General features: G+C 61.1%; 25 protein-coding genes and 2 pseudogenes. 9 read left to right on the plus strand and 18 right to left on the minus strand.

Annotated features, from left to right (window positions below):
- Positions 1 to 3: 3 nt before the first annotated feature.
- From IPI80_RS20435 to IPI80_RS20450, 4 genes are all read right to left on the minus strand, one after another.
- Positions 4 to 654, minus strand: coding sequence for a histidine phosphatase family protein (locus IPI80_RS20435; RefSeq protein ID WP_413863049.1), 651 nt, complete (start codon positions 652 to 654; stop codon positions 4 to 6).
- An 8-nt stretch (positions 655 to 662) separates the two neighbouring features.
- A complete protein-coding gene (ttcA, locus tag IPI80_RS20440; RefSeq protein ID WP_413863052.1) occupies positions 663 to 1,589 on the minus strand; it encodes a tRNA 2-thiocytidine(32) synthetase TtcA in 927 nt (308 codons plus the stop codon).
- A 102-nt stretch (positions 1,590 to 1,691) separates the two neighbouring features.
- On the minus strand, positions 1,692 to 2,063 hold the full coding sequence (locus IPI80_RS20445; RefSeq protein ID WP_413863055.1) for a dihydroneopterin aldolase: 372 nt from the start codon (positions 2,061 to 2,063) through the stop codon (positions 1,692 to 1,694).
- A gap of 27 nt (positions 2,064 to 2,090) precedes the next feature.
- Positions 2,091 to 2,894 (minus strand): SDR family oxidoreductase, encoded by an 804-nt coding sequence (locus tag IPI80_RS20450; RefSeq protein ID WP_413863058.1) that lies wholly within the window; start codon positions 2,892 to 2,894, stop codon positions 2,091 to 2,093.
- Positions 2,895 to 2,969: 75 nt separating this feature from the next.
- On the opposite strand from IPI80_RS20450, the gene IPI80_RS20455 reads away from it, so the two are divergent.
- On the plus strand, positions 2,970 to 5,198 hold the full coding sequence (locus tag IPI80_RS20455) for a penicillin-binding protein 1A (RefSeq protein ID WP_413863061.1): 2,229 nt from the start codon (positions 2,970 to 2,972) through the stop codon (positions 5,196 to 5,198).
- Between the two features lie 3 nt (positions 5,199 to 5,201).
- On the opposite strand, the gene rsgA is transcribed toward IPI80_RS20455, so the two are convergent.
- Positions 5,202 to 6,302 (minus strand): ribosome small subunit-dependent GTPase A, encoded by a 1,101-nt coding sequence (gene rsgA, locus IPI80_RS20460; RefSeq protein WP_413863064.1) that lies wholly within the window; start codon positions 6,300 to 6,302, stop codon positions 5,202 to 5,204.
- A 463-nt stretch (positions 6,303 to 6,765) separates the two neighbouring features.
- Between rsgA and IPI80_RS20465 the strand changes: the two genes are divergently transcribed.
- The 4 genes from IPI80_RS20465 to IPI80_RS20480 all read left to right on the plus strand — a co-directional run bounded on the left by IPI80_RS20465 (position 6,766) and on the right by IPI80_RS20480 (position 10,607).
- Positions 6,766 to 7,908, plus strand: a complete 1,143-nt coding sequence (locus tag IPI80_RS20465; protein WP_413863569.1) for a class I SAM-dependent methyltransferase — start codon at positions 6,766 to 6,768, stop codon at positions 7,906 to 7,908.
- 65 nt (positions 7,909 to 7,973) lie between these two features.
- Positions 7,974 to 8,414: a thioredoxin TrxC gene (gene trxC / locus IPI80_RS20470; RefSeq protein ID WP_413863065.1), complete on the plus strand. Its 441-nt coding sequence runs from the start codon at positions 7,974 to 7,976 to the stop codon at positions 8,412 to 8,414.
- 75 nt (positions 8,415 to 8,489) lie between these two features.
- Complete coding sequence (acpA, locus tag IPI80_RS20475) at positions 8,490 to 10,001, plus strand: acid phosphatase (protein WP_413863068.1); 1,512 nt, start codon at positions 8,490 to 8,492, stop codon at positions 9,999 to 10,001.
- Between the two features lie 318 nt (positions 10,002 to 10,319).
- Complete coding sequence (locus IPI80_RS20480; protein ID WP_413863071.1) at positions 10,320 to 10,607, plus strand: hypothetical protein; 288 nt, start codon at positions 10,320 to 10,322, stop codon at positions 10,605 to 10,607.
- Between the two features lie 70 nt (positions 10,608 to 10,677).
- Here IPI80_RS20480 and IPI80_RS20485 read toward each other — a convergent pair whose 3' ends face one another.
- On the minus strand, positions 10,678 to 11,565 hold the full coding sequence (locus IPI80_RS20485) for an amino acid ABC transporter substrate-binding protein (protein WP_413863074.1): 888 nt from the start codon (positions 11,563 to 11,565) through the stop codon (positions 10,678 to 10,680).
- A gap of 78 nt (positions 11,566 to 11,643) precedes the next feature.
- Positions 11,644 to 12,021, minus strand: a pseudogene (locus IPI80_RS20490) (multifunctional CCA tRNA nucleotidyl transferase/2'3'-cyclic phosphodiesterase/2'nucleotidase/phosphatase); the annotation flags it as partial.
- Positions 12,022 to 12,029: 8 nt separating this feature from the next.
- Here IPI80_RS20490 and IPI80_RS20495 point away from each other — a divergent pair.
- Positions 12,030 to 12,137, plus strand: a pseudogene (locus tag IPI80_RS20495) (alkaline phosphatase family protein); the annotation flags it as partial.
- Between the two features lie 95 nt (positions 12,138 to 12,232).
- Here the strand turns inward: IPI80_RS20495 and IPI80_RS20500 are convergent.
- Genes IPI80_RS20500 through IPI80_RS20510 form a run of 3 tightly spaced genes read right to left on the minus strand, consistent with a single transcriptional unit; the run spans position 12,233 to position 16,254 of the window.
- Positions 12,233 to 13,519, minus strand: a complete 1,287-nt coding sequence (locus tag IPI80_RS20500) for a multifunctional CCA addition/repair protein (RefSeq protein ID WP_413863077.1) — start codon at positions 13,517 to 13,519, stop codon at positions 12,233 to 12,235.
- Positions 13,520 to 13,535: 16 nt separating this feature from the next.
- Positions 13,536 to 14,219 (minus strand): glutathione S-transferase family protein, encoded by a 684-nt coding sequence (locus tag IPI80_RS20505; RefSeq protein ID WP_413863080.1) that lies wholly within the window; start codon positions 14,217 to 14,219, stop codon positions 13,536 to 13,538.
- 34 nt (positions 14,220 to 14,253) lie between these two features.
- Positions 14,254 to 16,254: a transglycosylase SLT domain-containing protein gene (locus tag IPI80_RS20510; protein WP_413863083.1), complete on the minus strand. Its 2,001-nt coding sequence runs from the start codon at positions 16,252 to 16,254 to the stop codon at positions 14,254 to 14,256.
- 9 nt (positions 16,255 to 16,263) lie between these two features.
- Here IPI80_RS20510 and IPI80_RS20515 point away from each other — a divergent pair, with 9 nt between their 5' ends.
- Together IPI80_RS20515 and ppk2 are read left to right on the plus strand one after the other, a co-directional pair.
- Positions 16,264 to 16,863 (plus strand): 5-formyltetrahydrofolate cyclo-ligase, encoded by a 600-nt coding sequence (locus IPI80_RS20515; RefSeq protein ID WP_413863086.1) that lies wholly within the window; start codon positions 16,264 to 16,266, stop codon positions 16,861 to 16,863.
- Positions 16,864 to 16,892: 29 nt separating this feature from the next.
- A complete protein-coding gene (ppk2, locus tag IPI80_RS20520; RefSeq protein WP_413863088.1) occupies positions 16,893 to 18,062 on the plus strand; it encodes a polyphosphate kinase 2 in 1,170 nt (389 codons plus the stop codon).
- A 12-nt stretch (positions 18,063 to 18,074) separates the two neighbouring features.
- Here ppk2 and IPI80_RS20525 read toward each other — a convergent pair whose 3' ends face one another.
- The 5 genes from IPI80_RS20525 to IPI80_RS20545 are packed head-to-tail and all read right to left on the minus strand — an operon-like array spanning position 18,075 to position 20,928.
- Positions 18,075 to 18,491 carry a TIGR02594 family protein gene (locus IPI80_RS20525; protein WP_413863571.1) on the minus strand — a complete coding sequence of 139 codons (417 nt, stop codon included), beginning with the start codon at positions 18,489 to 18,491 and terminating at the stop codon, positions 18,075 to 18,077.
- 21 nt (positions 18,492 to 18,512) lie between these two features.
- A complete protein-coding gene (locus IPI80_RS20530) occupies positions 18,513 to 19,064 on the minus strand; it encodes a DUF1697 domain-containing protein (protein ID WP_413863091.1) in 552 nt (183 codons plus the stop codon).
- Between the two features lie 12 nt (positions 19,065 to 19,076).
- A complete protein-coding gene (locus IPI80_RS20535; protein ID WP_413863094.1) occupies positions 19,077 to 19,541 on the minus strand; it encodes a hypothetical protein in 465 nt (154 codons plus the stop codon).
- Positions 19,542 to 19,598: 57 nt separating this feature from the next.
- Positions 19,599 to 19,973 carry a TfoX/Sxy family protein gene (locus tag IPI80_RS20540; RefSeq protein WP_413863097.1) on the minus strand — a complete coding sequence of 125 codons (375 nt, stop codon included), beginning with the start codon at positions 19,971 to 19,973 and terminating at the stop codon, positions 19,599 to 19,601.
- 7 nt (positions 19,974 to 19,980) lie between these two features.
- Positions 19,981 to 20,928, minus strand: coding sequence for a DUF6279 family lipoprotein (locus tag IPI80_RS20545; protein WP_413863100.1), 948 nt, complete (start codon positions 20,926 to 20,928; stop codon positions 19,981 to 19,983).
- On the opposite strand from IPI80_RS20545, the gene glmU reads away from it, so the two are divergent.
- A complete protein-coding gene (gene glmU, locus IPI80_RS20550; protein WP_413863103.1) occupies positions 20,927 to 22,387 on the plus strand; it encodes a bifunctional UDP-N-acetylglucosamine diphosphorylase/glucosamine-1-phosphate N-acetyltransferase GlmU in 1,461 nt (486 codons plus the stop codon). The two genes, IPI80_RS20545 and glmU, sit on opposite strands and share 2 nt — an antisense overlap.
- A 189-nt stretch (positions 22,388 to 22,576) precedes the next feature.
- On the opposite strand, the gene IPI80_RS20555 is transcribed toward glmU, so the two are convergent.
- The 3 genes from IPI80_RS20555 to IPI80_RS20565 are packed head-to-tail and all read right to left on the minus strand — an operon-like array spanning position 22,577 to position 25,926.
- Positions 22,577 to 23,632, minus strand: coding sequence for a glycosyltransferase (locus IPI80_RS20555; RefSeq protein ID WP_413863106.1), 1,056 nt, complete (start codon positions 23,630 to 23,632; stop codon positions 22,577 to 22,579).
- Positions 23,633 to 23,642: 10 nt separating this feature from the next.
- Entirely contained in the window at positions 23,643 to 24,527 is an 885-nt protein-coding gene (locus IPI80_RS20560) for a FecR domain-containing protein (protein WP_413863108.1), read from the minus strand.
- 19 nt (positions 24,528 to 24,546) lie between these two features.
- Positions 24,547 to 25,926, minus strand: coding sequence for a surface lipoprotein assembly modifier (locus IPI80_RS20565; protein ID WP_413863111.1), 1,380 nt, complete (start codon positions 25,924 to 25,926; stop codon positions 24,547 to 24,549).
- Between the last annotated feature and the right edge of the window lie 122 nt (positions 25,927 to 26,048).

Genomic DNA, 26,048 nt, shown 5'->3' on the forward strand with positions numbered 1-26,048 from the left:
CCCTTAGGCGCTCGCCTCATCCAGCGCCGCTTCATCCAGGTGGCGCGTGTCGGACCAGCCCACCAGGGTCAGACCATCCCGTGTCCATAGCAGGCGGTTGATCGCGGCATTGCCCAGGTCCCAGGTGCGGGGGGATTCAATGTCCTGGCCCGTGGCCAGACGGTACAGGGCGTCCATCACGCCACCGTGTGCCACCAGAACAATTTGTTCGCCTATGTGCTGTTCGGCCAGGATGTTGACCGTGTGGTGGATGCGCTCGCGCAGTTGCGTCAGCGTTTCGCCGCCCTGGGGCGCAAAGTGCGGATCGCGCTGGCGCCAGCGGCGGGATTCTTCCGGCCAGTCCTGGCTGATCTGCGCGTAGGTTTGGCCTTCAAAAATACCAAAACCGCGTTCGCGCAGGCCGGTGTGGGGCCGCACCTGACGCGATGAATCTGACTTGTTATAGTCGGCAATGGCCTGTGCCGTAGAGTGGGCGCGTGACAGGTCGCTGCTGTAAATGGCGGCAATGTCTTCGTCGGCCAGGGCCTGGCCCGCGCGCTGGGCTTGCCACTGGCCATGCGCGTTGAGCGCCACATCCAGATGGCCTTGCAGGCGGGTGTCCACGTTCCAGGCGGTTTCGCCGTGGCGGATGGCAATGATGCGGGTGGCGGTCATGGGGTGCTTCACAGGGTAACCACTTGCATGGCGGGCAGGCCACTGATGGTGGGTGGGGAAAATGGTTCTTCGTCAAACGCCTTGTCGCCGTCTTCGTCCGGCACACCAGTGGTTTTGAGGTTTTTAAAGTCGTGCAGCTTGCTGTCCATCAGGTGGCTGGGCACCACGTTTTTCAGGGCGGTGAACATGGTCTCGGCGCGGCCGGGGTATTGTTTCTCCCACTCTTTGAGCATCTTGCTGGCCTGTTTGCGCTGCAGGTTTTCCTGGCTGCCGCACAGGCTGCAGGGGATGATGGGGAACTGGCGGTGCTCCGCCCAGCGAACCAGGTCTTTTTCGGCCACATAGGCCAGTGGGCGGATAACGATGAACTCGCCGTTGTCGCTGGTCAACTTGGGCGGCATACCCTTCAACTTTCCACCGAAGAACATATTCAAAAAGAAGGTTTGCAACATGTCGTCGCGGTGGTGGCCCAGGGCCAGCTTGTTGCACTTCAATTCGCGCGCCACCTTGTACAAAATTCCCCGGCGCAAGCGGCTGCAAAGGCTGCACATGGTTTTGCCTTCGGGGATATTGCGCTTGACGATCGAGTAGGTGTCCTGCGTCTCGATGTGAAATTCCACGCCCATGCTTTTAAGGTACTCGGGCAGGATGTGGTCGGGAAAGCCCGGCTGCTTTTGGTCGAGGTTGACGGCCACCAGTTCAAATTGGACCGGTGCGCGTTGCTGCATCTTGAGCAAAATGTCGAGCATGCCGTAGCTGTCTTTGCCGCCAGACATGCAGACCATCACGCGGTCGCCTTCTTCGATCATGTTGTAGTCGATGATGGCCTGGCCCACCTGGCGGCACAGGCGCTTTTCCAGTTTGTGGGTTTCGCGTTCGATCTTGGCGGTATTACCAAACGTGGAAACTTCGTTTTCGATCCAGACTGCGCTCATTCAATGCTCCATGTACCGGGACGCTCCCGGCGGGCTAGGGGGTATTTTCGGTGTTTATGGCGTTGCGGTTTGGAGCAAAGCCTCCAATTTTCCGTTGCGGTCTTACCACTGACCGGCTTCGACCCGAATTGCCACTTCGCAGTCGTCAAAGATTTCCAGCTTGGCGATCTTCACGCGCACGCCCAGCACGCCGGGCAGCTGCAGCAGGCGGTTGGCCAGCTTGCCGATCAGGCTTTCCAGCAGGTTCACGTGTTCGGCCGTGCATTCGTCAATGATGATCTGGCGCACCTTGCGGTAGTCCAGCACATGGTGAATATCGTCGTCGTGTGGTAGCAGCGGCTGCGGGCCCAGGCTGAGTTCAGCATCCACCTGAATGGGCTGAGGTGCGGCTTTTTCCGATTCCAGAATCCCCAGGTTGGCGTCAAAACGCAAACCGGTCAGGGTGAGGGTCTGGGTGCCCGTGGTGTGTTGCATAGTCGTGGCTGACGGTTGAGTGGGCTGTCACATCAGAGAAAAATCGCGCTCAAAACGCATCAGGTGCTGGCCACCGTCTACCAACAAAGTGGTGCCGGTGATGGATTGGTTTTGCAGGGCAAACAGCACGGCGCTGGCTACGTCTTGCGCCGTGGAGGAGCGCCCCAGGGGCGAGAGCTTGTGCAGCGCTTCAAATTGGGCGTCGCTCAGCAAGTGGCTGGTAAGCGTCAAGCCAGGTGCCACGCCCACCACGCGCACCAGCGGGCTCAATGCCAGTGCCAACATGGTGTTGGCGGCTTCCAGGGCGGCTTTGGACAGGGTGTAGCTGAAAAAATCGGGGTTCTGGTTCCACAGCTTCTGGTCCAGCAGGTTGACGACCGCCCCATGGCGCACGGGAGCATCGGGCGTATTCTGCTGGCGCGACTGCAAGTGGGTGTGCAGTGCCTGCGCCAGCACAATGGCGGCACCGGTATTGCTGCGCATGTGTTTGTCCATGGCGGCAAAACTGAAGGTGGCGTGGGTGTCGTGCTCGAATGTGGATGCACTGTTGACCACGGCATCCACATTGCCAAACGATGCGATCACCGCAGGGAGCAGGCCGTGGATCGCACCCTCGTCATCCAAATCAGCGTGAAAAGCGGCTGCACCCTTTGTCAACTGGTCACACTCAGCTACTGTTTTAATAGCATCTTCCATTGAGCTGCGGTAGTGCACCGCTACCCGCCAGCCCGCTGCCGCCAGGGCCAGGGCAATTTCGCGGCCCAGCCGGCGCGCGGCACCGGTCACCAGGACGGTGGGCACACGGGTTGCGGCAGGGGAGATATTGGGCATGGACAGAGCTATTGAGCCGGGGTGACAGAATCGGGGATTTTAATGGTCCTCCAATTTCTCAGGAAATCTCCCCATATGAAATGGATATTGCGCCTAGCCGCCGTGGCGGCGCTGGTCGTTACTGTTGTGGTGGCTTATGCCGTCCTTGTGGTGGCGCCGGTCTTGCCGGCTCTGGATGCGCTGACGGACTACAAACCCAAAATTCCGCTGCGCGTGTACACGGCTGACAACGTGCTGATTGGCGAGTTTGGCCAGGAGCGCCGTGATTTTGTTGCCATCAAGGACACGCCCGAGCTGATGAAAAACGCGCTGCTGTCGATTGAGGACGCGCGCTTCTATACCCACAGTGGCGTCGACTTTATAGGCCTGGTCCGCGCCCTGGTGTCGGATTTGACGGGCGGGGTCAAGCAAGGTGCCTCCACCATCACCATGCAGGTGGCGCGCAATTTTTTCCTCTCGCAGGAAAAGACCGTCAAACGCAAGCTCACCGAAGCCCTGCTCGCCTATCGCATCGAAAAGGCGCTGACAAAAGACCAGATTCTGGAGCTGTACATGAACCAGATCTACCTGGGTCAGCGCAGCTATGGGTTTTCCAGCGCGGCACGCACTTACTTTGGCAAGTCGTTGCCGGAGTTGAGCATTGCCGAGGCCGCCATGCTGGCCGGTGTGCCGCAAAATCCGGTGCGACGCAACCCGGCCGTTAACCCCGAGCGCGCCAAGCAGCGCCAGCTGCTGGTGCTCAAGAGCATGCTGCGCCTGGGCAACATCACGCAGGCGCAGTTTGACCAAGCCAGCACCGAGCCGCTGCACATCAACACCGGCCCCATGGTACCGGTGCATGCGGCCTATGTAGCCGAAATGGTGCGCCAGAACATCGTGTCCGAGTACCAGGACGCCGCTTACACCATGGGTCTCAAGGTCTACACCACCATCCAGGATGCCGAGCAGCAGGCGGCATTTGATTCGGTGCGGCGCAATGTGCTGGCCTACGACCAGCGCCATGGCTACCGGGGGCCCGAGACCGTGATTGACCTGCCGGCCGACCCCGATGCCCGAGATGACGCCATTGACGCGCTGCTGCTCAAGCACCCAGCCAATGACGATTTGTTGCCGGCTGTGGTGACGGAAGTGTCGGCCAAGTCGCTCAAAGCGGAGCTTGCCAGCGGCGACAGCATCCAGATCAGCGGCCAAGGCCTGGGCTTTGCCGCTGGCGCCCTGCAGCCCAATGCCGCCAAGGCGGTGCGTCTGCGGCCCGGCGCCTTGATTCGCGTGGTGCAGAACAGCAAAAAGGCCTGGACCATGTCTCAGTTGCCAGAAGTGGACGCGGCCTACGTGTCGCTCAATGCCGAGAGTGGTGCCTACCGCGCGCTGGTGGGAGGCTTTGACTTTCGCCGTAAAAACTTCAACCACGCTACCAGTGCCTGGCGCCAGCCCGGATCATCCATCAAGCCTTTTATCTACTCAGCGGCCTTGGAGCGCGGCTTTGCTCCGGCCACGCTCATCAACGACGTACAGCTCTCGGCCACAACCACGGAGAGCCTGAAGTGGGACCCGCGCAACGACGATGACCAATACGCAGGCCCCATCCGCATGCAGGATGCACTGGCCCAGTCCAAGAACGTGGTATCGGTGCGCATCTTGCGGGCCATTGGCGTGCCCTATGTGCTGGAGTACCTGCCGCGCTTTGGCTTGAGTGCGGACAAGCAACCCGCCAACCTAACCCTGGCCTTGGGTACCGGTTCCGTCACGCCAGTGCAACTGGCCAGTGCCTATGGTGTGTTTGCCAATGGCGGCTATTTGGTTAGCCCCTGGCTGGTGCAGCGCGTGACGGACGCCAAGGGCAAGGTGCTGTTTGAATCGGACCGCCCAGCCACCCCACCGGAAGCGGCCCGTGCCATTGATGCGCGCAACGCCTTTGTCACCGACAGCATGCTGCGCGAAGTCACCCTTTCGGGTACGGGTGCCATGGCCAGCACGCGCCTGCAACGCCAGGATTTGGCTGGCAAGACCGGTACCACCAGCGATGCGGTGGATGGCTGGTTTTCTGGCTACGCCAATGCCATTGTGTCGGTCGCTTGGATGGGCTATGACGAGCCGCGCTCGTTGGGCACGCGCGAGTTTGGCTCTACCCTGGCCTTGCCGATCTGGATCGACGCCATGCGGCCGGCCTTGGCCGCCAGCACGCCTGTGGAGCGGGTTGTTCCAGACAACGTGGTGTATGTGGATGGCCGCTGGAACTACAGCGAGTTCGATAGCGATGCTGGCGTCAAAACGCTGGGGCTGGATGACACCACGGCAGATTGAGTTTCACTCCCGCTCCATCGCCCGGCGCTGACGGCCCGCCTTGGTGCGGGACTTCCACTGCGCTAACTGGCTTTGCCGCTCCAATGCCCCCATGCTGTCACGGCGGGTTTCGCGTAACAGCTTGTGGTAGTTCTTCAGGCGCAGTGGGTTGACGTGTACGCGCACAGCGCAGTCAGGCTCATCCTGGTGGCTACAGTTGCGAAACCGGCATTGGTCGGCCAGGGTACTGATGTCCTCAAACAGATGCCCCAGCGCCTCGGCATCCACGTCGGGGCGCAGCGTGCGCACACCGGGGGTGTCGATGACGCAGGCGCCTGTGGGTAACAGGTGCAGCGAGCGTGCGGTGGTGGTGTGTTTGCCGCGACTGTCGTGTACGCGCACCGCGCCGGTGTCCTGTGTCGCGCAGCCCAGCAGGCTGTTGGTCAGCGTGCTCTTTCCGGCACCGGATGACCCCAGCATCACCAGGGTTTGGCCCATGCCGAGGTACGGCTGCAATGCCTTGGTAGCTGCCTCGCTGCGTGCGTCCACGGCTACCACGTCCACATGGTGTCCCACTCGCGCTCGCACCTGCTGCATTCGCTGCGACACCGCATCGGGCGTGCCCGACTGCGCAATGTCGGCCTTGGTCAGCACCACGACCGGCAGCACCCCACTGCTGCCCACCAGGGCCAGGTAGCGTTCCAGCCGCTGCAGGTTGAAATCCAGGTCCAGTCCCATGACCAGCAATGCGGTGTCCACATTGCTGACCACCGTGTGGCGGCCGCCGTCTGCATCGCGGCGCACGATCTGGCTCAGTGGCGCAACGCGCTGGGCAAGCCACCATTGCTGGTGTTCGTCCTCGGTGCACAGCACCCAGTCGCCGACCGCCAGCGCAAAGTCGTGGTCTTTCAGCTCCCGGGTCAGCCGGGTGGTGCACCGTGCGCTGTGTTGCCGTGCGCCATCGTGCACGTCGATCGTTTCGCGGTGCACGGCGGTCGCACGCATCCACTGCGGGGGACTGTTGTCGTGTAGTGGGCTGGCAGCGGCATCCACGGTGGCCAATGTTTGCGCCATGGCGGGGGTAAGTCCCAGGCGGCGCAGTGTCTCAAAAGAAAAATCAATCATGGTGTCTAGCAATGTCTTTGTAGGACCTTTGGCCAGAGCATGCGCAGACGGCACGCCACTGGGCGCAAAAGCCAAAATGGAATGAGCAGGGCCAGCGGGCGGCCCGACAAAGACAGAGAAGACACAAGCCCTGTGCAACAGGGCAACCACCCAACGCTACTTCAATAGGCGTGGGTCGGCAAACTCAGCTCTCAGGCGGCCAGCGACAAGGGAGTGGGTGTGTGAACAATCATCGAAGCACTCCTTCACGGTTGGTTGAAAACGTTTGCAAAGCGGCGCGAGGCCGCAGAAGGCGCAATTGTCAGGACGCGTTGTGCGCTTGTCAACACACTGGGCCCGAACCGCTGCGTAGCTGGTGTCGTTAGGCAACAGTGTGCGGGCACCCGGGTGCCGCTCACCTTGGGAGACAATTGAGGCCGACATGACCACTCCCTTTACACCCTTGGCAGTAGTGCTTCCAATCATGGAAACCGACACCATGCCAGACGCCATGCTGGCGCATTTGCAACAAACCATCGACGCCGACGGCGGCTGGATCGGTTTTGACAGATTCATGGCAGAGGCCCTCTATGCGCCTGGCTTGGGCTACTACAGCCGGGGCTCCACTGTTTTTGGCGTCATGCCACAAGGCTTGCGTGAGGCCGGTGGCGAAGTGGTGGGTGCTGGCAGTGACTTTGTGACTGCACCCGAAATGACGCCCCTGTTTGGTCAAGCCCTGGCACGCCAGATTGCACAGGCGCTGCAAGTGACCGGCACCGATGAAATCTGGGAATTTGGTGCCGGCACGGGCGCACTGGCGCTGCAAATTTTGGACGCACTGGATGCGCTGGGTGTGCCAGTGCGCCGTTACACCATTGTGGATTTGTCGCAGCCGCTCAAGGCACGCCAGCAGGCCACGCTGCACCAGCATCTGGACCGGGTGCAGTGGGCAGAGGCCCTACCCGATACGATGCGCGGCGTGGTGGTGGGCAACGAAGTGCTGGACGCCATGCCCGTCAAGTTGCTGGCCCGCCTGCAGGGTGTGTGGTACGAGCGCGGTGTGGCCTGGAACCCGGACGATGCGGCCCACCCCCTGGCCTGGGCCGACAGCCCTACCGACCTGCGCCCACCTACTGAGGTGCCGGGCGAGCACGACTACGTGACCGAAATCCACCCGCAGGGCGAGGCCTTTGTGCGCACCGTGGCGGGCCGCCTGCAGGCCGGCGCTGCCTTCTTGCTCGACTATGGTTTCCCCGAGGCCGAGTATTACCATGAGCAGCGCCACATGGGCACCGTGATGTGCCACCGCGCCCACCTGGCCGATGGCAACCCGCTAGTCGATGTGGGCGCCAAAGACATCACGGCCCATGTCAACTTCACTGGCATTGCCGTGGCCGCGCAAGACAGCGGGATGGAAGTGCTGGGCTACACCAGCCAGGCGCATTTTTTGATCAACTGCGGCTTGGCCGATGCCATGCAGGCGGCATCGCTGGCGGACCGGTCAGCCGCGCAGAAACTCATTTTTGAGCATGAAATGGGTGAATTCTTCAAGGTCATTGGCCTGACCCAAGGCAACTACTGGGATGCCATGGGTTTTGCCCGGGGTGACCGTACCCACCGCTTGTAGCGGTTGGGGGGGGCTTGAATCCGGCGGGCTGCAACCCCACGTGCAGTGGCAAGGAGCCCATTACCATGACCGAACCGTTGCACATCGTCTGCCCGCACTGCCACACCACCAACCGAGTCCAAACCGCAGATCAGGCCAAAGCGCCCGATTGCGGCAGTTGCCACCAACCCCTGTTTGTGGCCCATACCGTTGCACTGGACGAGGCCGCGTTTGACAAGCACATCACCCGCAACCAGATTCCGGTGCTGGTGGACTTTTGGGCACCCTGGTGCGGTCCGTGCCGCCAGATGGCGCCAGCGCTGGAACAAGCGACGGCACAGTTGGAGCCCAACGTGCGTGTGGTGAAGGTCGATACGGAGGCCGTTCAATCGTTGGGCGCACGCTTCAACATTCGCAGTATTCCTACCCTGGCCCTGTTTGTCGGTGGACGTGAAGTGGCGCGCCAGGCGGGCGCCATGGGCGCCGCCGACATCGTGCGCTGGACGCGCTCGCACCTAGGGGCGTAGGTTGGGGGCGCGGCGCGAGGGCATAGGCAGCGCGAAAATACCGTACAGTGGCAGTCCCAACAACCGGGATTTTCCATGCGCCCACTGAGCCAATTGACACTGCTGACCGCTGCCTGCCTTGCAAGCCTGCTGGGGGGCTGCGCCGCCACCGGTGGCCCAACGGATGCCAAAGCCGCCCGCTTGGAGCGTATCCAGAACGTGGTGGTGATTTACGCCGAGAACCACAGCTTTGACAACATGTACGGCCTGTTCCCCGGCGCCAATGGCATCAGCCGGGCCACGGCTGAAGAAAAGACCCAGATCGACCACGACGGCAAACCGCTCAAGGAACTGGTGGTGTTCGGTCACGACGGCAAACCTGACGCGCGCTACCCGCGTATGCCCAATGGGCCGTTTCGCATTGACGCGCCGCCAGTTAACCGGCCGCCCACCACCATCGTACCCAGTCCGATCCACAATTTTTTCCATAACCAGGAACAGATCAACAATGGCAAAAACAATCGGTTTGCCGCCATGTCTACTGTGGGTGGTTGGACTATGGGCTACTACGACGGCAGCCAGTTCAAAATGTGGCAATGGGCCAAGGAATACACCCTGGCCGACAACTTCTTCATGGGTGCCTTCGGTGGCTCTTACCTGAACCACCAGTATCTGATTTGTGCCTGCGCACCCGTGTACCCGTCGGCGCCGGCGTCCATTCGCGCCCGGCTGGATGCTCAGGAAAAACTGGAGAAGATGCCGGATTCCCCATCTGCCAACGACGGTGCCGTCAAGATTGTCAGTACCGGGGGTGGCACCCAGGTCACGCCCGATGGCTATTCGGTCAATACGGCACAGCCGCCGTACCAGCCCAGCGGCATTCCGCCCGCACCGGATGGCTCGCGCACCCTGGCCAACCCCAAGAGTGGGCCATTGCCGGCGCAAAAAGCGACCACCATTGGTGACACCTTGTCCGCCAAGGGCGTGAGCTGGGTCTGGTACGGCGGTGGCTACAACCGCGCACTGGCCGATGGCATGCAGGCGCCCGACGCCAAGCGCACGGTCATTTACCGCCGTGGTGACGGTTCACCCAACTTCCAGCCGCACCACCAGCCGTTTAACTACTACGAACGCTATGCACCTGGCACGGCTGCCCGTGCTGAGCACCTGCGGGGTGGCGCAGACTTCTTGCAGGCCATCGCCAAAGGCACCCTGCCGGCGGTCAGCTTTTACAAGCCGGCGGGGGTCAACACCCAGCACCCGTCGTATACCGACATCATGACGGGCGACGCCCATATCGACGATGTGCTTAACCGCCTCAAGGCCAGCCCGCAGTGGAAAGACATGCTGGTGGTAGTAACCTATGACGAGAACGGTGGCTACTGGGACCACGTGCCGCCACCCAGCGGCCCGGGCTGGGGCGACCGCTTTGGCCCGGGTACACGCATACCCACGCTGTTGATTGGGCCGTATGTGAAGAAAGGCGCCATCGATTCCACGCCCATGGACACCACGTCCATCCTGAAATTTATTACCCGCCGCTTTGGACTGCAAAGCCTGCCCGGTGTGCGCGAGAAAATGGGGGATCTGACTTCTGCGCTGAACTGATGGGGTAGCACTGTAGGAATCAGAGCCCGGTCGCAACCGCCACAACCCGGGCCTTGTGAATCCATTCACCGATCTTTGGGCCGCTAGCCCCCCGCTATCTGTGCTTCAGCCCCAAGCGGCCTCGGGCGCATCGCCCAGCTGGTGCCGCTGCCGCACCTGTATCGCCATTCCGGCGTTCTGGCTCCGAACTTGCTTTGCGAGCGGCGTGCTCGGTGTTTCTGGTGTTGGCGCAGCGGCCCAGCCAGAGGCACAAGTCAAACCCAAGCCACGTCAACCAGCGCACTATCGTGGTCTGCACTGATCGCCCGTGTCTGCGGGGTGTTCCCCCTGATCTGTCCGCACAGTGGTGGCCAGATGCGCATCATTGCGTTCGTCACATTTAACGCCGATATCCAAAAGATTCTGGATCACATCGGCGTGGACACAGAAGCACCGCGCATCACCCCGGCATGCCAGCCACCGCTGTGGGAAGGTGAGGGTGCGCAGGAGGCGGGGGAGGGCGTGGAGGCTGAGCCGAATTGGGATACGGCAAACCAATCACCGCCCGAGAAGCCCATGCCCTCACCGCGCAGCACGGCGCAACGCACCGAGTCATCGGCGCCGTGACGGCTCAGATTGAACGTCTTGTAGCGTGAATAATCTGTGCCTGAATGTGCCAGACCAAACCTCACCGCACTCAGCGCAGCTTGTCGAATTCAGCTTTCAGCGCGGGCGACATCGGCAGGCCAAGGCCATGCGGGGCCCCGGCATGCGGCTTGATGAACCACTGGCTGTACAGCGCATCCGCCTGGCCGTCGCGCACCATCAGGGCCATGGTCTGGTCCACCACGCGCTGCAGCCCGGCGTCGCGCGGTAGGGCGATGACAATGACCTCGGTGGAAATGCTCTCATTCAGCAACTCCAGGGCTTCGGGTTTGGGCTGTGCTGCACGCTGGCTGAGCAACAGCACCTCGTCGCGCGCGAACGCGTCGGCCTGGCCCAGCTCGAGTTGGCTTAGCGCGGCCTCGGGACTGACCACACGCGCCACCTTGAAGGTCAGGCCGGCCTGCTTGGCATAGGCCTTGACGGCTGGCTCGGCGGTGGTGCGGCCCAGCACGGCCACGGTCTTGCCGTTGAGCTGAGAGGCCTTGCTGAGTTTGTCTTTGGCAGGCACCATGAACTTGACGCTGGATATAAAAACCGGGTGCGAGACGCCCATTTTTGCGCGCCGCCCGGGCGTGTCAGAGGTGCCCGCGCACATCAGGTCCACTCCGCCACTGGCTACTACGCGCTCGAGCTGGTCGGCCGGCACAGGGGTGAGATTGACGCGCAACCCGGGTTTACCGGTCTCGATCTTGATGCGTTCGGCCATGGCCCGGCAGATGTCCAGGCTGTACCCCACGGGCTGGCGCGTGCCGTCCAGGAACGAGAACGGTGGCGCGTCTTCGCGGTAGCCGAGGTTGATCTGGTCACGCTGCGCAATACGCCTCAGCGCATCCTGGGCCCAGCCCGTGGCCGGAAAGGTGGCCGCAGCCAGTGCCAGCAACAGGCCAAAACGAAGCGATGGGAAAACGTGACGGACCATGCCGGTACCTACTGACTTGTTGTAAAGCCTTTCATTCTTACGGATACCGCCGGCTTATGCAAGCGGGTCCACACCCGCAAAACGGGCGGCAAAGCGCGCCAGGCGCAGGATGGGCACCGGGTCATCCCGAAAGGCCAGGGTCACGTGGCGCAACACCTTGTCGGCAATGTCTTGGCAGCCGACGTAGGGGCCCACCAGCGCACCGCTGCTGTGCCAGTGTGCTGCCAGCGCCAATGGTTCTGCGTCAAATTCGGCTGTAGCCCTCGTAAAATCTACGTGAACAGCTATTGAACTAATAGTAAGGTCGCGCCGGACCAAGTCTTCTTTCAGCGTTACGCCGGGGCTGGCGTGTACGGCAAAACCGTGGTAACCAGGTGCGATGTTGCGCTCAGTGCGGGCCAGGGCGTATTCCGCGTGGGTTTGGGTGTGCAAAAACACCGGAAAGTCCCGCCCCACCGATCACTGACGAGAACGGTGTTTACTGGGACCATGTGCCGCCACCCAGTGGCCCGGGCTGGGGCGACCGCTTTAGCCCCGGTACACGCATACCCACGGTGTTGATTGGGCCCTATGTGAATTGGCCTGCAAAGCCTGCCCGGTGTGCGCGAGAAGATGGGGGATTTGACCTCTGCGCTGAACTGAACCGTCCCGAGGTGACCGGACTTGCTCAGAGGCCCGCCGTAACCGCAGCAACCCGGGCCTTGTGAATCCATTCACCGATCTTTGGGCCGCTAGCCCCCGCCGCCTGTGCTGCAGTCGCTATTGTGTTGGTAGCAACGGATAGCGCCAGTTGCAGCGCCAAGGCCAGTCGCGGCGCCTGCGGGTAGGGTGCATCGTGCAGCCCCAGGCGGCCACGGGCATCGCATTCGCACGCCAGCAGGATGTCGGCAAAGCGGGCCGGCTTGCGAAACGCATCGCAGCGCTCCAGCAGGCGCACGATGGCCCCGGCGTTGAGGTCCGCACTGCGGTGAATATTGCCGTGCTCACGGGCCACCACCTCGGCCAGTTCCTTGCACTCCACCGGCACCCGCAGGCGCTCACACAGGGTCTTGAGCAGGCGCACGCTGCGCTGCTCGTGGCCAATGTGGCGCGGCAGCACATCGGCAGGGGTGGTGCCCTTGCCCAGGTCGTGCGTCAGGCAGGCAAAACGCACCGGCAGGCTGGCGTTGAGCCGGGCTGCCATGTCCAACACCAGCATCAGGTGGGCGCCGGTGTCTACCTCGGGGTGGTGCTCCACGCTTTGCGGCACGCCCCACAGGCAGTCCACTTCGGGTAGCAGCCGCACCAAAGCGCCACAGTCGCGCAACACGGTGAACATGCGCGAAGGCAGGGCCTCCATCAGGCCGCGTGCCAGCTCCTGCCAGACGCGTTCAGCGACCAGGTGGTCCACCTCGTCGGTCTGCACCATCTCGCGCATCAGGGTCTGGGTTTCGGGGGCCACATGGAACTCGGTAAAGCGGGCAGCAAAGCGCGCCAGGCGCAGGATGCGCACGGGGTCATCCCGAAAGGCCGGGGTCACATGGCGCAGCGCTTTGTCGGCAATGTCCTGGATTCCACCATAGGGGTCCACCAGCGCACCGCTTGCGTGCCAGTGTGCTGCCAGCGCCAATGGTTCTGCATCAAATTCTGCTCTAGCCCTCGTCGAATCTACGTGAACAGCTATTGAATTAATAGTAAGATCACGCCGAGCCAAGTCTTCTTCCAGTGTCACGCCGGGGCTGGCGTGCACGGCAAAGCCGTGATAGCCCGGTGCCGTGTTCCGCTCGGTGCGGGCCAGGGCGTATTCCTCGTGGGTTTTGGGGTGCAAAAAAACCGGGAAATCCCGTCCCACCGACACAAAGCCTTGGTCCAGCAGGTCTTGCGGTGTGGCGCCCACGACGACCCAGTCGTGGTCTTTCACCCGCAATCCCATCAGGGTATCGCGGACGGCGCCGCCGACCAGGTAGATTTCCATGTTCTTTGGGGTCGTACTAGGGTTTGAGGCGGTAGGGCTCTTCAAAATTACGGAAGTCTTTTTCCGCCAGAGCCTGGGTGATCCAGTTTTGCACGCCGGGCAGGGCGCAGACGCGCTCCACGTAGGCCGCAACATTTGGCGGGACGGGTAGCGCGTAGGTCTTCAGGCGCATGCAAACCGGTGCAAAGAAGGCATCGGCCACCGTGAACTCGCCAAACAACAGCGGACCACCATGCGCTTGCAGCAGCCCAGTCCACATGTCCACCAGACGCTGCACGTCGGCACGCACGGCGGGTTTGTCGCGCCAGATCAGGGCGCCGGTGTCGGCCAGATGGGCTTCGATGTTCATGGGGCAGGCACCTCGTAGCGCGGTGAAGCCGCTGTGCATTTCGGCGCACACGCTGCGCGCACGGGCGCGTGCGGCGCGGTCAGCAGGCCACAGGTGTTTTTCGGGAAACCGCTCAGCCAGGTATTCAGCAATGGCCAGGGTGTCCCAAATGGCCAGATCGCCATCCACCAGCAGGGGCACCTTGCCGGTGGGGGTTATGCCCTGCAGCGTGCTTTTGAACTGCGAGCCGGCGTCGAAGGAGTCAAAGCGCACCATCGTTTCTGTAAATGCTATGCCGCTCTGTTGCAGCAGCACCCAGGGGCGCATGGACCATGACGAATAGTTTTTGTTGCCGATGTAGAGCGTGAGCATGGTGCGGTCCTTGTGGAATGGGTGATGTTAGGGGTCAGGGCAAGTCTTCGGTGGGGGTGGGCAGTGTCGCGTCGCGCGGGCCCACGTTGCCCAGGCGGGCTTTGAGCGACTGGGGCTGGCCGGTTATTAGCGCGGCATAGTTGGTGGTGTTGGAGAGCACCTTTTTCACATAGTCGCGTGTTTCGCTAAAGGGCACGTTCTCGGCCCAGATCGCGGCCTCCAGAACCGGTGCGCCGCTCTGGCCGCGCCAGGTGCGGGGGCGTCCGGGGCCGGCGTTGTAGGCAGCAGCGGCCAGGGGCATGGAGCCATCAAAGCTGTCGAGCACCAGCTTCAGGTAGCCGGTGCCGATGGCGATGTTGGTGTCCCGGTCGACGATGTGGTGGGGCAGGAAGCTGGTCAGGCCCAGCTTCTTGGCTGTCCACTTGGCTGTGGCGGGCATTACCTGCATCAGGCCCGAAGCGCCCACGCCAGACTTGGCGTCCATGATGAAGCGGCTTTCCTGGCGAATTAGGCCGTAAACATAAGCCGGGTCCAAGCCGATTTGGGCGGTGCGCGCCACCACCGCCGCCTTGAATGGCATGGGAAAGCGCTGCTCAAAGCTGATGAAGGACTTGGTGCGCTCGCTGGTGTTGATGCAGCGGTCCCACACCTCGTTTTGGCAGGCCAGGTCGGCGGCGGCCAGCAGGCTGCGGTCATCCATGCCGCCGCGCTCGTGCAGGTTGGTGCTGTAGTTCCACTCGCGCACGCCTTCGGATCGCAGCCCCATGCGGATGGCATACAGCGCCCGGATCAATCCTGGATTGGTACGTGCGGCGTCTTGTTCGACCTTGGTCAGCGGCTCGGGCTTGGGCGCTACCGTGATGCGTTGCCCCAGTTCCTCCAGCGCCAGTTGCTCGTAAAAACCGCGCACGCTGGCAATGCTTTCCAGCAATTGCAGGGCCTGGGCGCGGGAGCCCTCGGTATTGGTCTGTAACAAGAGGCCGCGCGCACGCCAATAGACCCAGGCAGGGTCGTTGCGCTGGGCCTCACCCATGGCACCAGTGGCAGACAACACCTGCGACCACTTACCGGCACGCAAGGCAGCGCGCACTTGCCAAGCCAGGTGGTCTTCGTGCATGAACGGGGCCTGACCACGAGCAAAGTAGTCTGGCGCATCGCTGGATAGCTTTTGCGCCGCGCGTTTGCCAATCACGCCCCAGATCCAGCTGCGTTCTTCCTGGGTGAGCTGGGCTTTCCAGCGCAGCTTGTCGATCTCGACTGCGGCCTCGGCCGGGTCCAGAGTAGCCTGGCGGATCAGCGCCAGCGACACCAGCTCACGCGTCTTGGGTTGAAAGGCGGTGAGCTTGTCATTGAGGTATTTGCCGGGGTTCAGGTAAATGGCATTCACGTTCTTGACCGAACCGGGGCTGACAATGCCCACGGCCTGGGTGACGACCCGCAGGCGGTCGTTTTCCATGCCCAGCCGTGCGCGCAGCCACACCATCTGGTTGGAGGTGGTGTGGTCCTTCACCAACTGTTCGGCAGCGGCGGCGCAGCCTTCGTCGGCGTCCTTCAGGCCCAGCCAAACGTCTTTAACCTGCGCCGTGTTGTCCACGCCACTGCTCAGGTGCTCGGCGAGCAATGCATAACAGCGCACCGACTTGTCGTCGTTCATGCGGTAAAGCGGGTATTCACGGTTAAACGCCACCCAGTCGCGGTTGCGGCCCAGTTGCAGCAGCAACTCGGCGCGCAGTCGGTCTTCTTGGTAGGTTCCGCTGTAACGGGTAAAGAAGTCTTGCACCTCGGTGGGGCTGGCTGTGTCTAGCCGGGCCGACAGATCCCAGTACGCGGCCCAGGGTTCGAGCAGGTGGCCGCGCGCTTGGGGCAACAGGGCGGTCAGGCGCTTGCGGTCGCGCTGCTTGTACGCCTGGTTCATCTCCAAAATGGTGGCGTCGGTGCGGGAAATGTCCGGGCTTTGGGCCCGGACGGGGATAGAAGTGGACACCAGAAATGCGCCGGTGAGCGCTATCGATGTCAGAATGGCTGAAAACTGCATGTGGAGATTATGGACAAGTCAGAAGAATCAACGGCAGCGGCCAAGAAAGCCCTGCGCAAGGCGTTACTAGAGAAACGCCTGAACTTGCCAGATCGCCTACAGCAGTCGGATCTGTTGCAGCAGGTCATGCGCATCTGGCTGGTGGGCCGGCCCGACACCGTCATCGGCGCCTATTGGCCCATCAAGGGTGAGTTTGACCCCCTGCCGGCCCTGCACCGTTGGAAAGAAGACGGTGAGTTGCTGGATCAAACCCAGTTGCGCCGGATTGGCCTGCCGGTAGTGAACAAAGAGCACAAGACCATGACCTTCCATGCCTGGTATCCGGGCTGCCCCATGGAAGAAGACGCCTACGGCATCCCCAAACCGAAAGACACCGAGGTCATCGTGCCCACCCTGCTGTTTGCGCCCTGTGTGGGCTATGGCCCTGGCGGCTACCGCCTGGGCTACGGCGGCGGTTTTTACGACCGCATGATGGCCGCTTTGCAACCCAAGCCATTTACCGTGGGCCTGGGCTTTGGCGTGGGTTATGTGGACGACTTCGAGCCCGAACTGCACGATGTGCCACTGGACGCCATTTTGAACAACCACGGCGTGGTGTGGCCGATTTAACAGCAAGCAATGAGATAGAGATACCTACAATGACCGACACCTCCGTTCCGCCTACCAAACCCGCCGCCGCTGCGCGCAAGAAAGCCAAGTCAGTCACCACCCCGCGCACCGCCGCCCGGGGCGACATTGCACCAACAACCCGGGCACGCGCCATTGGCAAGTTTGTGGCCAAAGAGGCGGTGGACGCGGCCCAGGGCAAGGCAGTGGCTGCTGCGCTGGAGCTGGTGCGCCCCGATGCCCAGGGCACTGCCGCCGAGCGCGCCAAGGGCCTGCGTGCCATGTTGGAGGGCGCTTCTGCCGACGATGCCAGCGTGCTGCGCGAGGCGCTCAATGGTCGCCTGAAAGGCGTTAACAGCAGAAGGGGTGTGCTGCACCCCGATGACGAGTTGGCGCAGGATTGGCGCGATGGCGGCTACCCGTATCGCAACCTCATGCGCCGCGCCAGTTATGAGGAGCAAAAATTCCATCTGCAGGTGGAGTTGCTCAAGCTGCAAGCGTGGGTCAAGGAAAGCGGACAGCGCGTAGTGATTTTGTTTGAGGGCCGAGACGCAGCCGGCAAGGGTGGCGCGATCAAGCGCTTCATGGAACACCTCAACCCGCGTGGCGCCCGCGTAGTGGCGCTGGAAAAGCCCAGCGAAATGGAGCGGGGCCAATGGTATTTCCAGCGCTATGTTCAGCACCTGCCCACGCGGGGTGAGATCGTGCTGCTGGATCGCAGCTGGTACAACCGCGCCGGCGTGGAGCGGGTCATGGGTTTTTGCAACCAGGATGAATATTTTGAATTCATGCGTCAGACGCCCGAGTTTGAGCGCCACCTGGTGCGCAGCGGTGTGCACCTGATCAAGTTCTGGTTCAGCGTCAGCCGCAAGGAACAGCGCCGCCGCTTCAAAGAGCGCGAAAGCCACCCGCTGAAGCAGTGGAAGCTAAGCCCGATCGACATGGCATCCCTAGACAAATGGGAAGACTATACGCAGGCGAAGGAAAACATGTTTTTTGAGACCGATACGGCCGACTCACCCTGGACCGTGATCAAGAGCGACTGCAAGAAGCGCGCCCGCCTGAACGCCATGCGCTATGTGTTGCACAAACTGCCCTACGCCAACAAGGACCTGCAGCAGATCGGCAAGCTCGATCCGCTGATCGTCGGTCGTGCGCATGTGGTGTATGAAAGGGGTGAGAACCCGAATGCGATTTTGTAGACGGACTTGGGGTCAGCCGCGTTGCCGGCTGGGCCAGCGGTAGCCCAGGACGGTGGACGTTGGGTAGAAATGCTCACGCACCTGCTCCAACTGGTTGCCGCCCAGCAGGTGTACATGGTATTCATCTACACGCAGAAAAAAGCCAACATGGCCTTTCCAGCCGCTGGGGTCTTCGCGTGACAACACCACGATGCAGCCGGGCACAGGGATGTCCAACGGTTCGCCCCAGTCCAACCAGGATCTGGCCAACGCGGAGCCGGTTCCCATGATATTTACCTGGGCCAGCGACCAGTTGATGAATGAAGAACACCACGATGCCTTGTCGTCGTAACCCGCAATATTAGTGTTCGTGTGGTATTCGGTTACACGCGGATTGCTTTGACCCGGAGGGTAGGTGTGGACACCCACCTCAGCAACTGCAACGGACATCCACGGTGCGGACTGCATAGTTTACCGATTCTTTGGTTTGTTCTGCAACAGTGCGTGGATCTTTTCAACCGTGGCCCAGTTTCGGGTGGTGCCGGTGTCGGCCAAGCCCTTCAAGATCGCCACGGCAGCTTTGCTTTGCAGGATGCCGTCGGCACACCAGATGTACGCCGCATGGGGGCGGATATGCAGGGACTCGTTGCCCCATTCATCATCCGCCAATGGCGCCAACTTCTGTAGAGCCGAATTGTCACTGGTAAGTGCCACCAACACGCGCGAAGGGTCCAGCAACTGTTCGGCAAACGGGTTGCAGGACACCACGTCCGCGATGTCCTTGGCGGCCTTGACGATCACCAGCGCATCGACCCCTAGTACCTGGGCAACAGCAACCCGAATTCGCGTTGCGTGCTTTGCGGCGGATGAAGATGGACTGTGAAATGTGGCATTGCCGCTGTTGAGCAATGTTTGCACATCCGTGTAACCCATTCCAGTCAGCAGCGCGCGCAGATCGGCCATGGCGATGCGCTTGGCCTTGCCGACGTTGATGCCTCGAAACAGGGCGACGAAGCGGGTCACGTTGTGTTCACTTCAGGGTTGGGGAATCTGCACAAATGTCTTCATCACGATGGCCCGGTCCTCCTCGCTGGCAATGGCTTGGATGGCGACTTTGGCGCTCTCATAGGCGCGCCGGTGAATAGCGCTGGCACCAGCGATGCAGGCGGCATGGGCGTAGATGGCGTGGGCGAAGGCGACTTCCCAGTCTGGCGTGTCGTTTGCCAGAAAATAGGCATGCATCTCCTGCGCAAACTGGAAGCTGGATGCGCCCTGTCCGAGCAGGGCATGTACTTCGGCCAACAGCATGGTGGCACGCATGCGATTCAACTCGGTGCCGATCACGGCCCAATGCCAGGCGGATGCGTGGGCAGCGTCCAGCATTTCGCGATCTTGGTCAGGGGTTCGGACGACGGTGGTCAGGTCCCAGGCGCGGTTATTGGTCTGTACTGCAAAGCGCTTGTGCCATGCAAGCGCGTCGGGGTTGTCTTGGTTTTGCATAGGGGTCTTTCTGAGACGGTGTTGTTCTACCATTATTTGTTGTGGATGCCCCAAATTTTAGGGACGTGGCTTGCGGGCCTTGGCGTACAGAGCAGCCTGAAATGCCAGGCTGGCCCAGGTTGCCATGGCGTGGGCTGAGTCCATCGCCTCTTCAGGAGCACTGTAGTAGTTCATGCCGCGCGACACCGACTTGCCATCTTTGGTGGAATGGTAGGTGAAGCGCTCGCAGCCAGCGGCTTCCCATTGATGGCGGTTGTTGTCGTTGGCTTTGAGCCACAATTTTTCGCCCGACCCCAGGTTGGCAATGATGGCAATCGTGAGTCCATCGGTGCTGAGCCCGAAGCCGCCAAACATGCGTTTGGCCACGCAGGGGCCCACGCTTGCGAGCAGTTCACAGCAGTACTGGGCAAATTCGGTTCGGGCTTTTGCCATGCCTGACTCACAGGGCGGAAGAGGGTGCCACGGTTGTAGACGTTTGCTCGAGGCTGGCCGGGCTTTGGCTGGCCAGTGCACGGGCATCCTCTTCGTAGTCCAACAGGGTTTGTGCAAGACGGGTGCGCTGCTCGGCCGTACTGCTGTTGTGCAGGGCGGCCATGGCGGCACAGCTTTCGGTTGTGATCTTTTCCCAGTACGTTCGGTAGGCAGGGTCGGGGGCTTTGAGCGAGCGCTCCAGCAGTGAGCCCAGCTCAGTCGTGGCTTTGGCGGGGTTGGCCTTGGTCTTGCGCAGTTCGCGCAGCACTTGCAAGGCGTCCTGATGGCGGCGCTGCATTTCCTGCATCTGGCGTGGGCCATCAAAGCTGGAGGCTTTGATGTGGTCGCGCACGATGGTCAGTTGTGTGGCCTTTAGCGGGCCATAGAAGGATTCTGCGCGTTCCACAATCTGCTTGACCCGGCGTTGGGCGCGTTCAGCCTGTGTTCCGTTGATCCATTCTTCACGCCATTTCTGGTCGCGTCGCTCAAACTCTTGAAGCATGTGTTCCAGCTGTGCATCTTGCAGACTGGGGGCAATTGCGGCAATGGTTGGAACTACGCCCTCCAGGGTGACCCGGAGTCGTGTCTGCAGTTCGGACACCACACCACACACCTGCTCGGTAGTCACCAGTTTGGGCGCCATGGCGCGCAGGCCTTTGAGCTGTCGTATCAGCAACGGAAGCTCTTGTTTGCGGTGCCAGTCTTGCACGGTCTGCAGATCGTCGCGCACACGCAGGCTTTGTGCGCCGTCAAAGTCAAAGTAGCTGTCCAGCCACCAGTAAGTGAAAGTGGGCCCGCTGTTGTAACCCAGGCGCACGGCACTGCAGCCACCCAATGCCAAGGCAGCCACCAGCACGCCGATAATGGGTGCCGATTGAAAGAAGTATCGCAAAATGGAACGCCTTGAAAGGGACATGCAGTTGACTTCCGAATTCCAGGACCCAGACGGCGCACAGAACCGTGCCCCTATCGATGTAGTCATTATGGCGGCCGGTAAAGGCACGCGCATGAAGAGTCGTTTGCCCAAGGTGCTGCAACCGCTCGCCGGACGTCCCCTTTTGCACCATGTATTGGACACCGCACGGGCATTGCAGGCCCGTCAGGCGGTGGTGATTACTGGACACGGTGCTATCGAAGTGGAAGCGGCATGTGTAATTAATACGAGGGCTACAGCCCCATTAACCATTAACTTCGCACGTCAGGAGCCACAACTGGGGACCGGGCATGCGGTGCAACAGGCAGTGCCGGCACTGGCCGATGATGGGGTGGTGCTGGTGCTGTCGGGTGACGTGCCGCTGACCCGGCCAGCCACGCTGTTCCACCTGATTCAGGCGTGTGCTGGAGAGAATTTGGCGCTGTTGACACTCGATATGCCAGATCCGACTGGTTACGGGCGCATCGTGCGTAGTGGTGATGCAGACAGCGACCTGCTGGCGATTGTGGAGCACAAAGACGCCAGCCCGGAGCAGCGCGCCATCACCGAGATCTACAGCGGCATCATGGCCGTGCCGGCCACTTGGCTCAAACGCTGGCTGGCCCGCCTGGACAACCGCAATGCTCAGGGCGAGTACTATCTGACTGATATTGTTCGGTTTGCCGTGGCCGATGGTGTGCCGGTTGTCGCGCACCGGATTAGTGATGCGGTGCAGGTGGCCGGGGTCAACAGCCCGCTGCAACTGGCGCAGCTGGAGCGTGCCTACCAATTGCAACAGGCCCAGAGTCTGATGGAGGATGGTGTGCGCTTGGCCGATCCAGCCCGGTTTGACGTGCGCGGTGACTTGCTCTGTGCGCAGGACGTGAGCATTGACGTCAACTGTGTTTTTGCCGGCCAGGTCAACCTGGGCGAAGGCGTGTCGATTGGGGCCAACTGCTTTATTGCCAACGCGGTGATCGAGGCGGGTGCTGTGATCCACCCCTATACCCACATTGATGGTGAAAACCTGGGCGTGACTGTGGGAGTTCGTGCCCTGATCGGGCCCTTTGCCCGCCTGCGCCCCGGCGCACAGTTGGGTGCAGAAGTGCACATTGGCAATTTTGTAGAAGTCAAAAATTCCACCATGGCCAAGGGATCCAAGGCCAACCATTTGGCATATCTGGGCGACGCAAGCGTGGGTGAACGGGTGAATTTTGGTGCGGGCAGCATCACCGCCAATTACGACGGCGCCAACAAGCACCGCACTGTGATTGAGGACGACGTGCACGTGGGCAGCAACTGCGTGCTGGTGGCGCCGATCACCCTGGGTGCCGGTGGCACAGTGGGCGGCGGATCGACCGTGACCAAGGACGCGCCTGCTGGTGCGTTGACGGTGGCGCGCGGCAAGCAGGTCAGCATTGCCAATTGGAGCCGCCCACAGAAAGCTACCAAGGCGCAGTGATAGAACCGGACTGACATGCATGCTCCTCGGAACCGATGACACTGTTCCCGTCTTGCAGGGCGAATGGGCGGTACAGGGCGAGGAGATGCAGGAGTTTGCATGGGGTTACGGTCTCGCAAACTGCTGGGCTGCTGGCGGGCTTTACTGCCATTGAAGGTGCGGTAGATCGGCCGCAACGTGCGTATCAGGTTACAGGCCGGTCGCTGTGCTGCTTCGCTCGATTCCGTGCCCCGCAATGGCAGACAGGAAGCGACTCAGCATCACTGGCGAGGCTGCCGTATGGTAGGCCTGTTGGCGCGCCTGTTCGGACAACCGGTCATAAGTGAGGGATGGCATATAGGCCCGGCGAAGCGCCCGTTCCCATTCTGAGATAGGGGCATGGGCATCCACCAAAAGACCGCCAGCACCCATCACCTCGGGTAGAGCACCACGCTTGCTGGCAACCACTGGAATGCCGCTGATCTGAGCCTCGACCACAGTCCGGCCATAGGACTCTTCCCACAAACTGGGCATCAGCAACGTGCGTGCCCGTGTGTATACCGCGCGCATGTCACGCGTGGAGGCGATCCATTCGATGTTGGGCAACCGGCGCGCACGCTGCAGACAATGGTTGCGCCAGTTGGGGTTGAGCCCCCAACTTTCTGATACCAGAAAAGGGATGTCCGGGCAAGCGGCCGCCAGCGCGAACATGATTTCGACGCCTTTGATCTGTGTGGGATTGACGAAAAGTACCTGTTCGCCCCGTTCGGGCACGAAGTAGCGCTCAGGCAGCACCAGCGGAGGTACCACCACGCAATTGAGCCCACACAGTGCGTGCCAGCGTTGGGCAGTAAATTCGGAATTGGCCAGATACAGGATAGATGCGTCCGGTACCAGGGTTCCGCCCAGTTGGTGGGTTTCCACGTTGTGCAGGTAAACGGCGGTGGGCTGGCCGGTATCCAGCGCACTGATCACCATGGGCAATAGTGTGGTGCCACTTTGAACCACAATGATGCTGGGCTCCCAACTGGCGGCCAACAAGGGCAGGTCGTGAATAGGGTCAGCCACCCGGAAAACGGGGTAGCCCAGCGTGTCGTCACGCCGGGGTAGCGCGTGACCGGTAGTGTCGTGTTCGTTCTGTCCACATAAAACCGCAGCCTGTGCACCCACGTTCACCAGAGCGGTACATAAATCGTCGGTGGTGGTTTGCAGCCCGCCTATGACGTCGGGCAGATGTGGATAGACCGACGAAAAGAGTACCCGCATCCGCGAAAGCTCAGGACTGGTTCGGGTTTGGATTGGAGCCTAACAGAGTACGCAGAGCGTTCTTGGGCGTTTCGGTATTTTGCTCGCCGGTGGACTGTTGGGTGCGGTCTGGGGCTAGCGTCGTGTCGGGATTGTTGCCAATCGGGTTGCCGTTGGTGCTGATAAGCCCTTCAGAAGGTGCAGGAGGTGTAGGAGGTGTGTCGCCAGGTAGTGCTCCACCCGCGCCAAACTGCTGCATCAGCTTGTTCAAGAAGCTGGGTGGCACGCGGGCAGGGTCACCCGGAATACCATCGAGACCGATGTTGATTCCGAATCCGGGGCGTGTAACGGTCTGCAACAGACCGTTGAGACCGAGCACCTCCATCTGTTGACCAAACAGGAACGCGGTTGATATGTTGTTGTCATCATTCTCAATCAGCGAGATACCACCGCGGATACCAATGGTTGCCGTGGCGGTCTGCACCCGTGCGGCACTAAAGCCCTGTGGGCTGTTGAACTTGCTGATAAAACCGCCCACTACCCGCAATGCACCTTTGACCAGGTTAACCGCAATGCTGCCCCGACGTGATTCCGGATCGAAAGCAAATTCGTCAATCACCAACTCAGAATTGGGGCCCAACGTCATGGATGACTGGTCCATGAAAAGGATATGGATGACACCGGTGCTGTCTGTCTTGAACCGTTCGCCAAAGGTCACAGAATTGCCAATGTAGACGATGCGATCGTTGGTAGCAGTGACAACGCCCGGGCGCACCGCGGAAGCAATGCCAACCTGGGTGCCAGGTTGCGTGGCCGCCTGAACCGTGGCCGCAGGCGCCAGGATGCTGGTTGCGGCGGCAGCAGCCAGCCACCATTCGTTGATGTCTATGGGTGCGGGTGCTGGTGCTGGGGGCATTAAGTTCTCCTGCCAGGGGTCAGTATTTCCAGATCACACCCAGTGTGCCGGACGTGTTGGTGAGACTGTAATTGGAAATATTGGAATTGGTTTTGGTGTATTCCAGTTGCAATTGCACCGCCATGTCGCGTGACAGGGGGGCTACATTGATCAGGCCGACTCTCCATTCGGTGTCTTGCCGCGTCGTGGCGAGGCTGACCGCCGGGTCTGGGTTGCGAAATTCGCGGCCCAGCACACTACCGGTGACTGTCGTAGCCCAGGGGAGCGCTTCGGCGGAAAATGGCGATGCGTAGCTGAAGATGTACGACAGCCGCAATTCAGGGCTCCGAAAGCTGTAGTAGGACACGTTTCCGTCGTGGTCTATATATCCCAATTCGGTCAGCAGGAAGCGGTTGGGGGCGGTCTCAAGGGTCGCGGTCAGACGTAACGCCTGACGACTTCCTCCCAGCAAGGGTGCATTGAAAATGTCGTCGCGCGCGGGATAGGTCAGTCGGCTGTTTTCATAGGTACCGCCATAGGTCAGGCGCTCTGACATTCGGTATTCGGTGTTGAGACCCCAGCCACCGGTAGTGAAATAGTTATTACCGTTGGCCGTTGCGCCACCGAATATTAAGTGTGGGCGCAGAGTCCACCCCTGATGTGTTTGCGGAGCAGGCTTGAAGCGCAACCCCGTACTGCCAGCCACAACTGTCAGATCAAAGGGCTTGGAATAACCGGCTTGGTTGGAATAACTGCCGACCGAGCTGAAATGGTTGGCGAACCCCATCAGGGTAGTGGTGATGGAGGCTTCGTTCTGCTTTTCTAGGTCGTACACGTGATCCAGAAGTGCCCAGACGTGCACATCACTATCGGCTATGGGTGCGAATTGGGGACTGCGGGGTACGGACAAACCCTGGTATAGCACGGTGGCGCTTTCGGAGGCTCCAGCAGGATTGGACTGGGATCGCACACCCAACATGACCATGCCTGACAGGTGTGACTGTTTGTTGCGTTTCACCACATCTCGCAGCAGGGCTTGTGCATCGTCTTTTTGTCTGGCGTCCAGCCGCGGGTCAGCCAACGCGCCGCGCAGGTAGGTCTCTGACATGGCATACGAGCCCAATCGGTAGTAAAGGACGGCCAGTTCCAAGCGGATATTGGCAGGGGCATCGGGCGTCAGCAGCAGGGCCTCCAGCGCGGCAATACCACCCTCATAGTTACCAGCTTTTACCAGCAAGGTGGAGTACTTGGTACGTAAAGCGACGGAGCCGGGGTTAGCGAGAACTTCGCGGAATACCTGGTCAACCTCGGCTTGACCGGGCGCAACTGCGGTCTGTGCCATCGCTGGTGCAGCCATTGCGCACACGCAGGCGGCAAGTGCGGCCATGTTTTTTTTGAGAGCGGGTGTCTTGTTGTCCATCATTGTCAGATCCCGGAAAGATGTGCTGCTACGCCAAGCCATCCAGCGTACACGGCATTCTGCTTACGGGCGAAATATAGCAGGTCTAGATAGAAATAGGGTCATTTCGTTGCATGGCCAAT

The organism is Candidatus Aalborgicola defluviihabitans, from assembly GCF_016705985.1.
In the GTDB taxonomy this organism is placed as follows: domain Bacteria; phylum Pseudomonadota; class Gammaproteobacteria; order Burkholderiales; family Burkholderiaceae_C; genus Allorhodoferax; species Allorhodoferax defluviihabitans.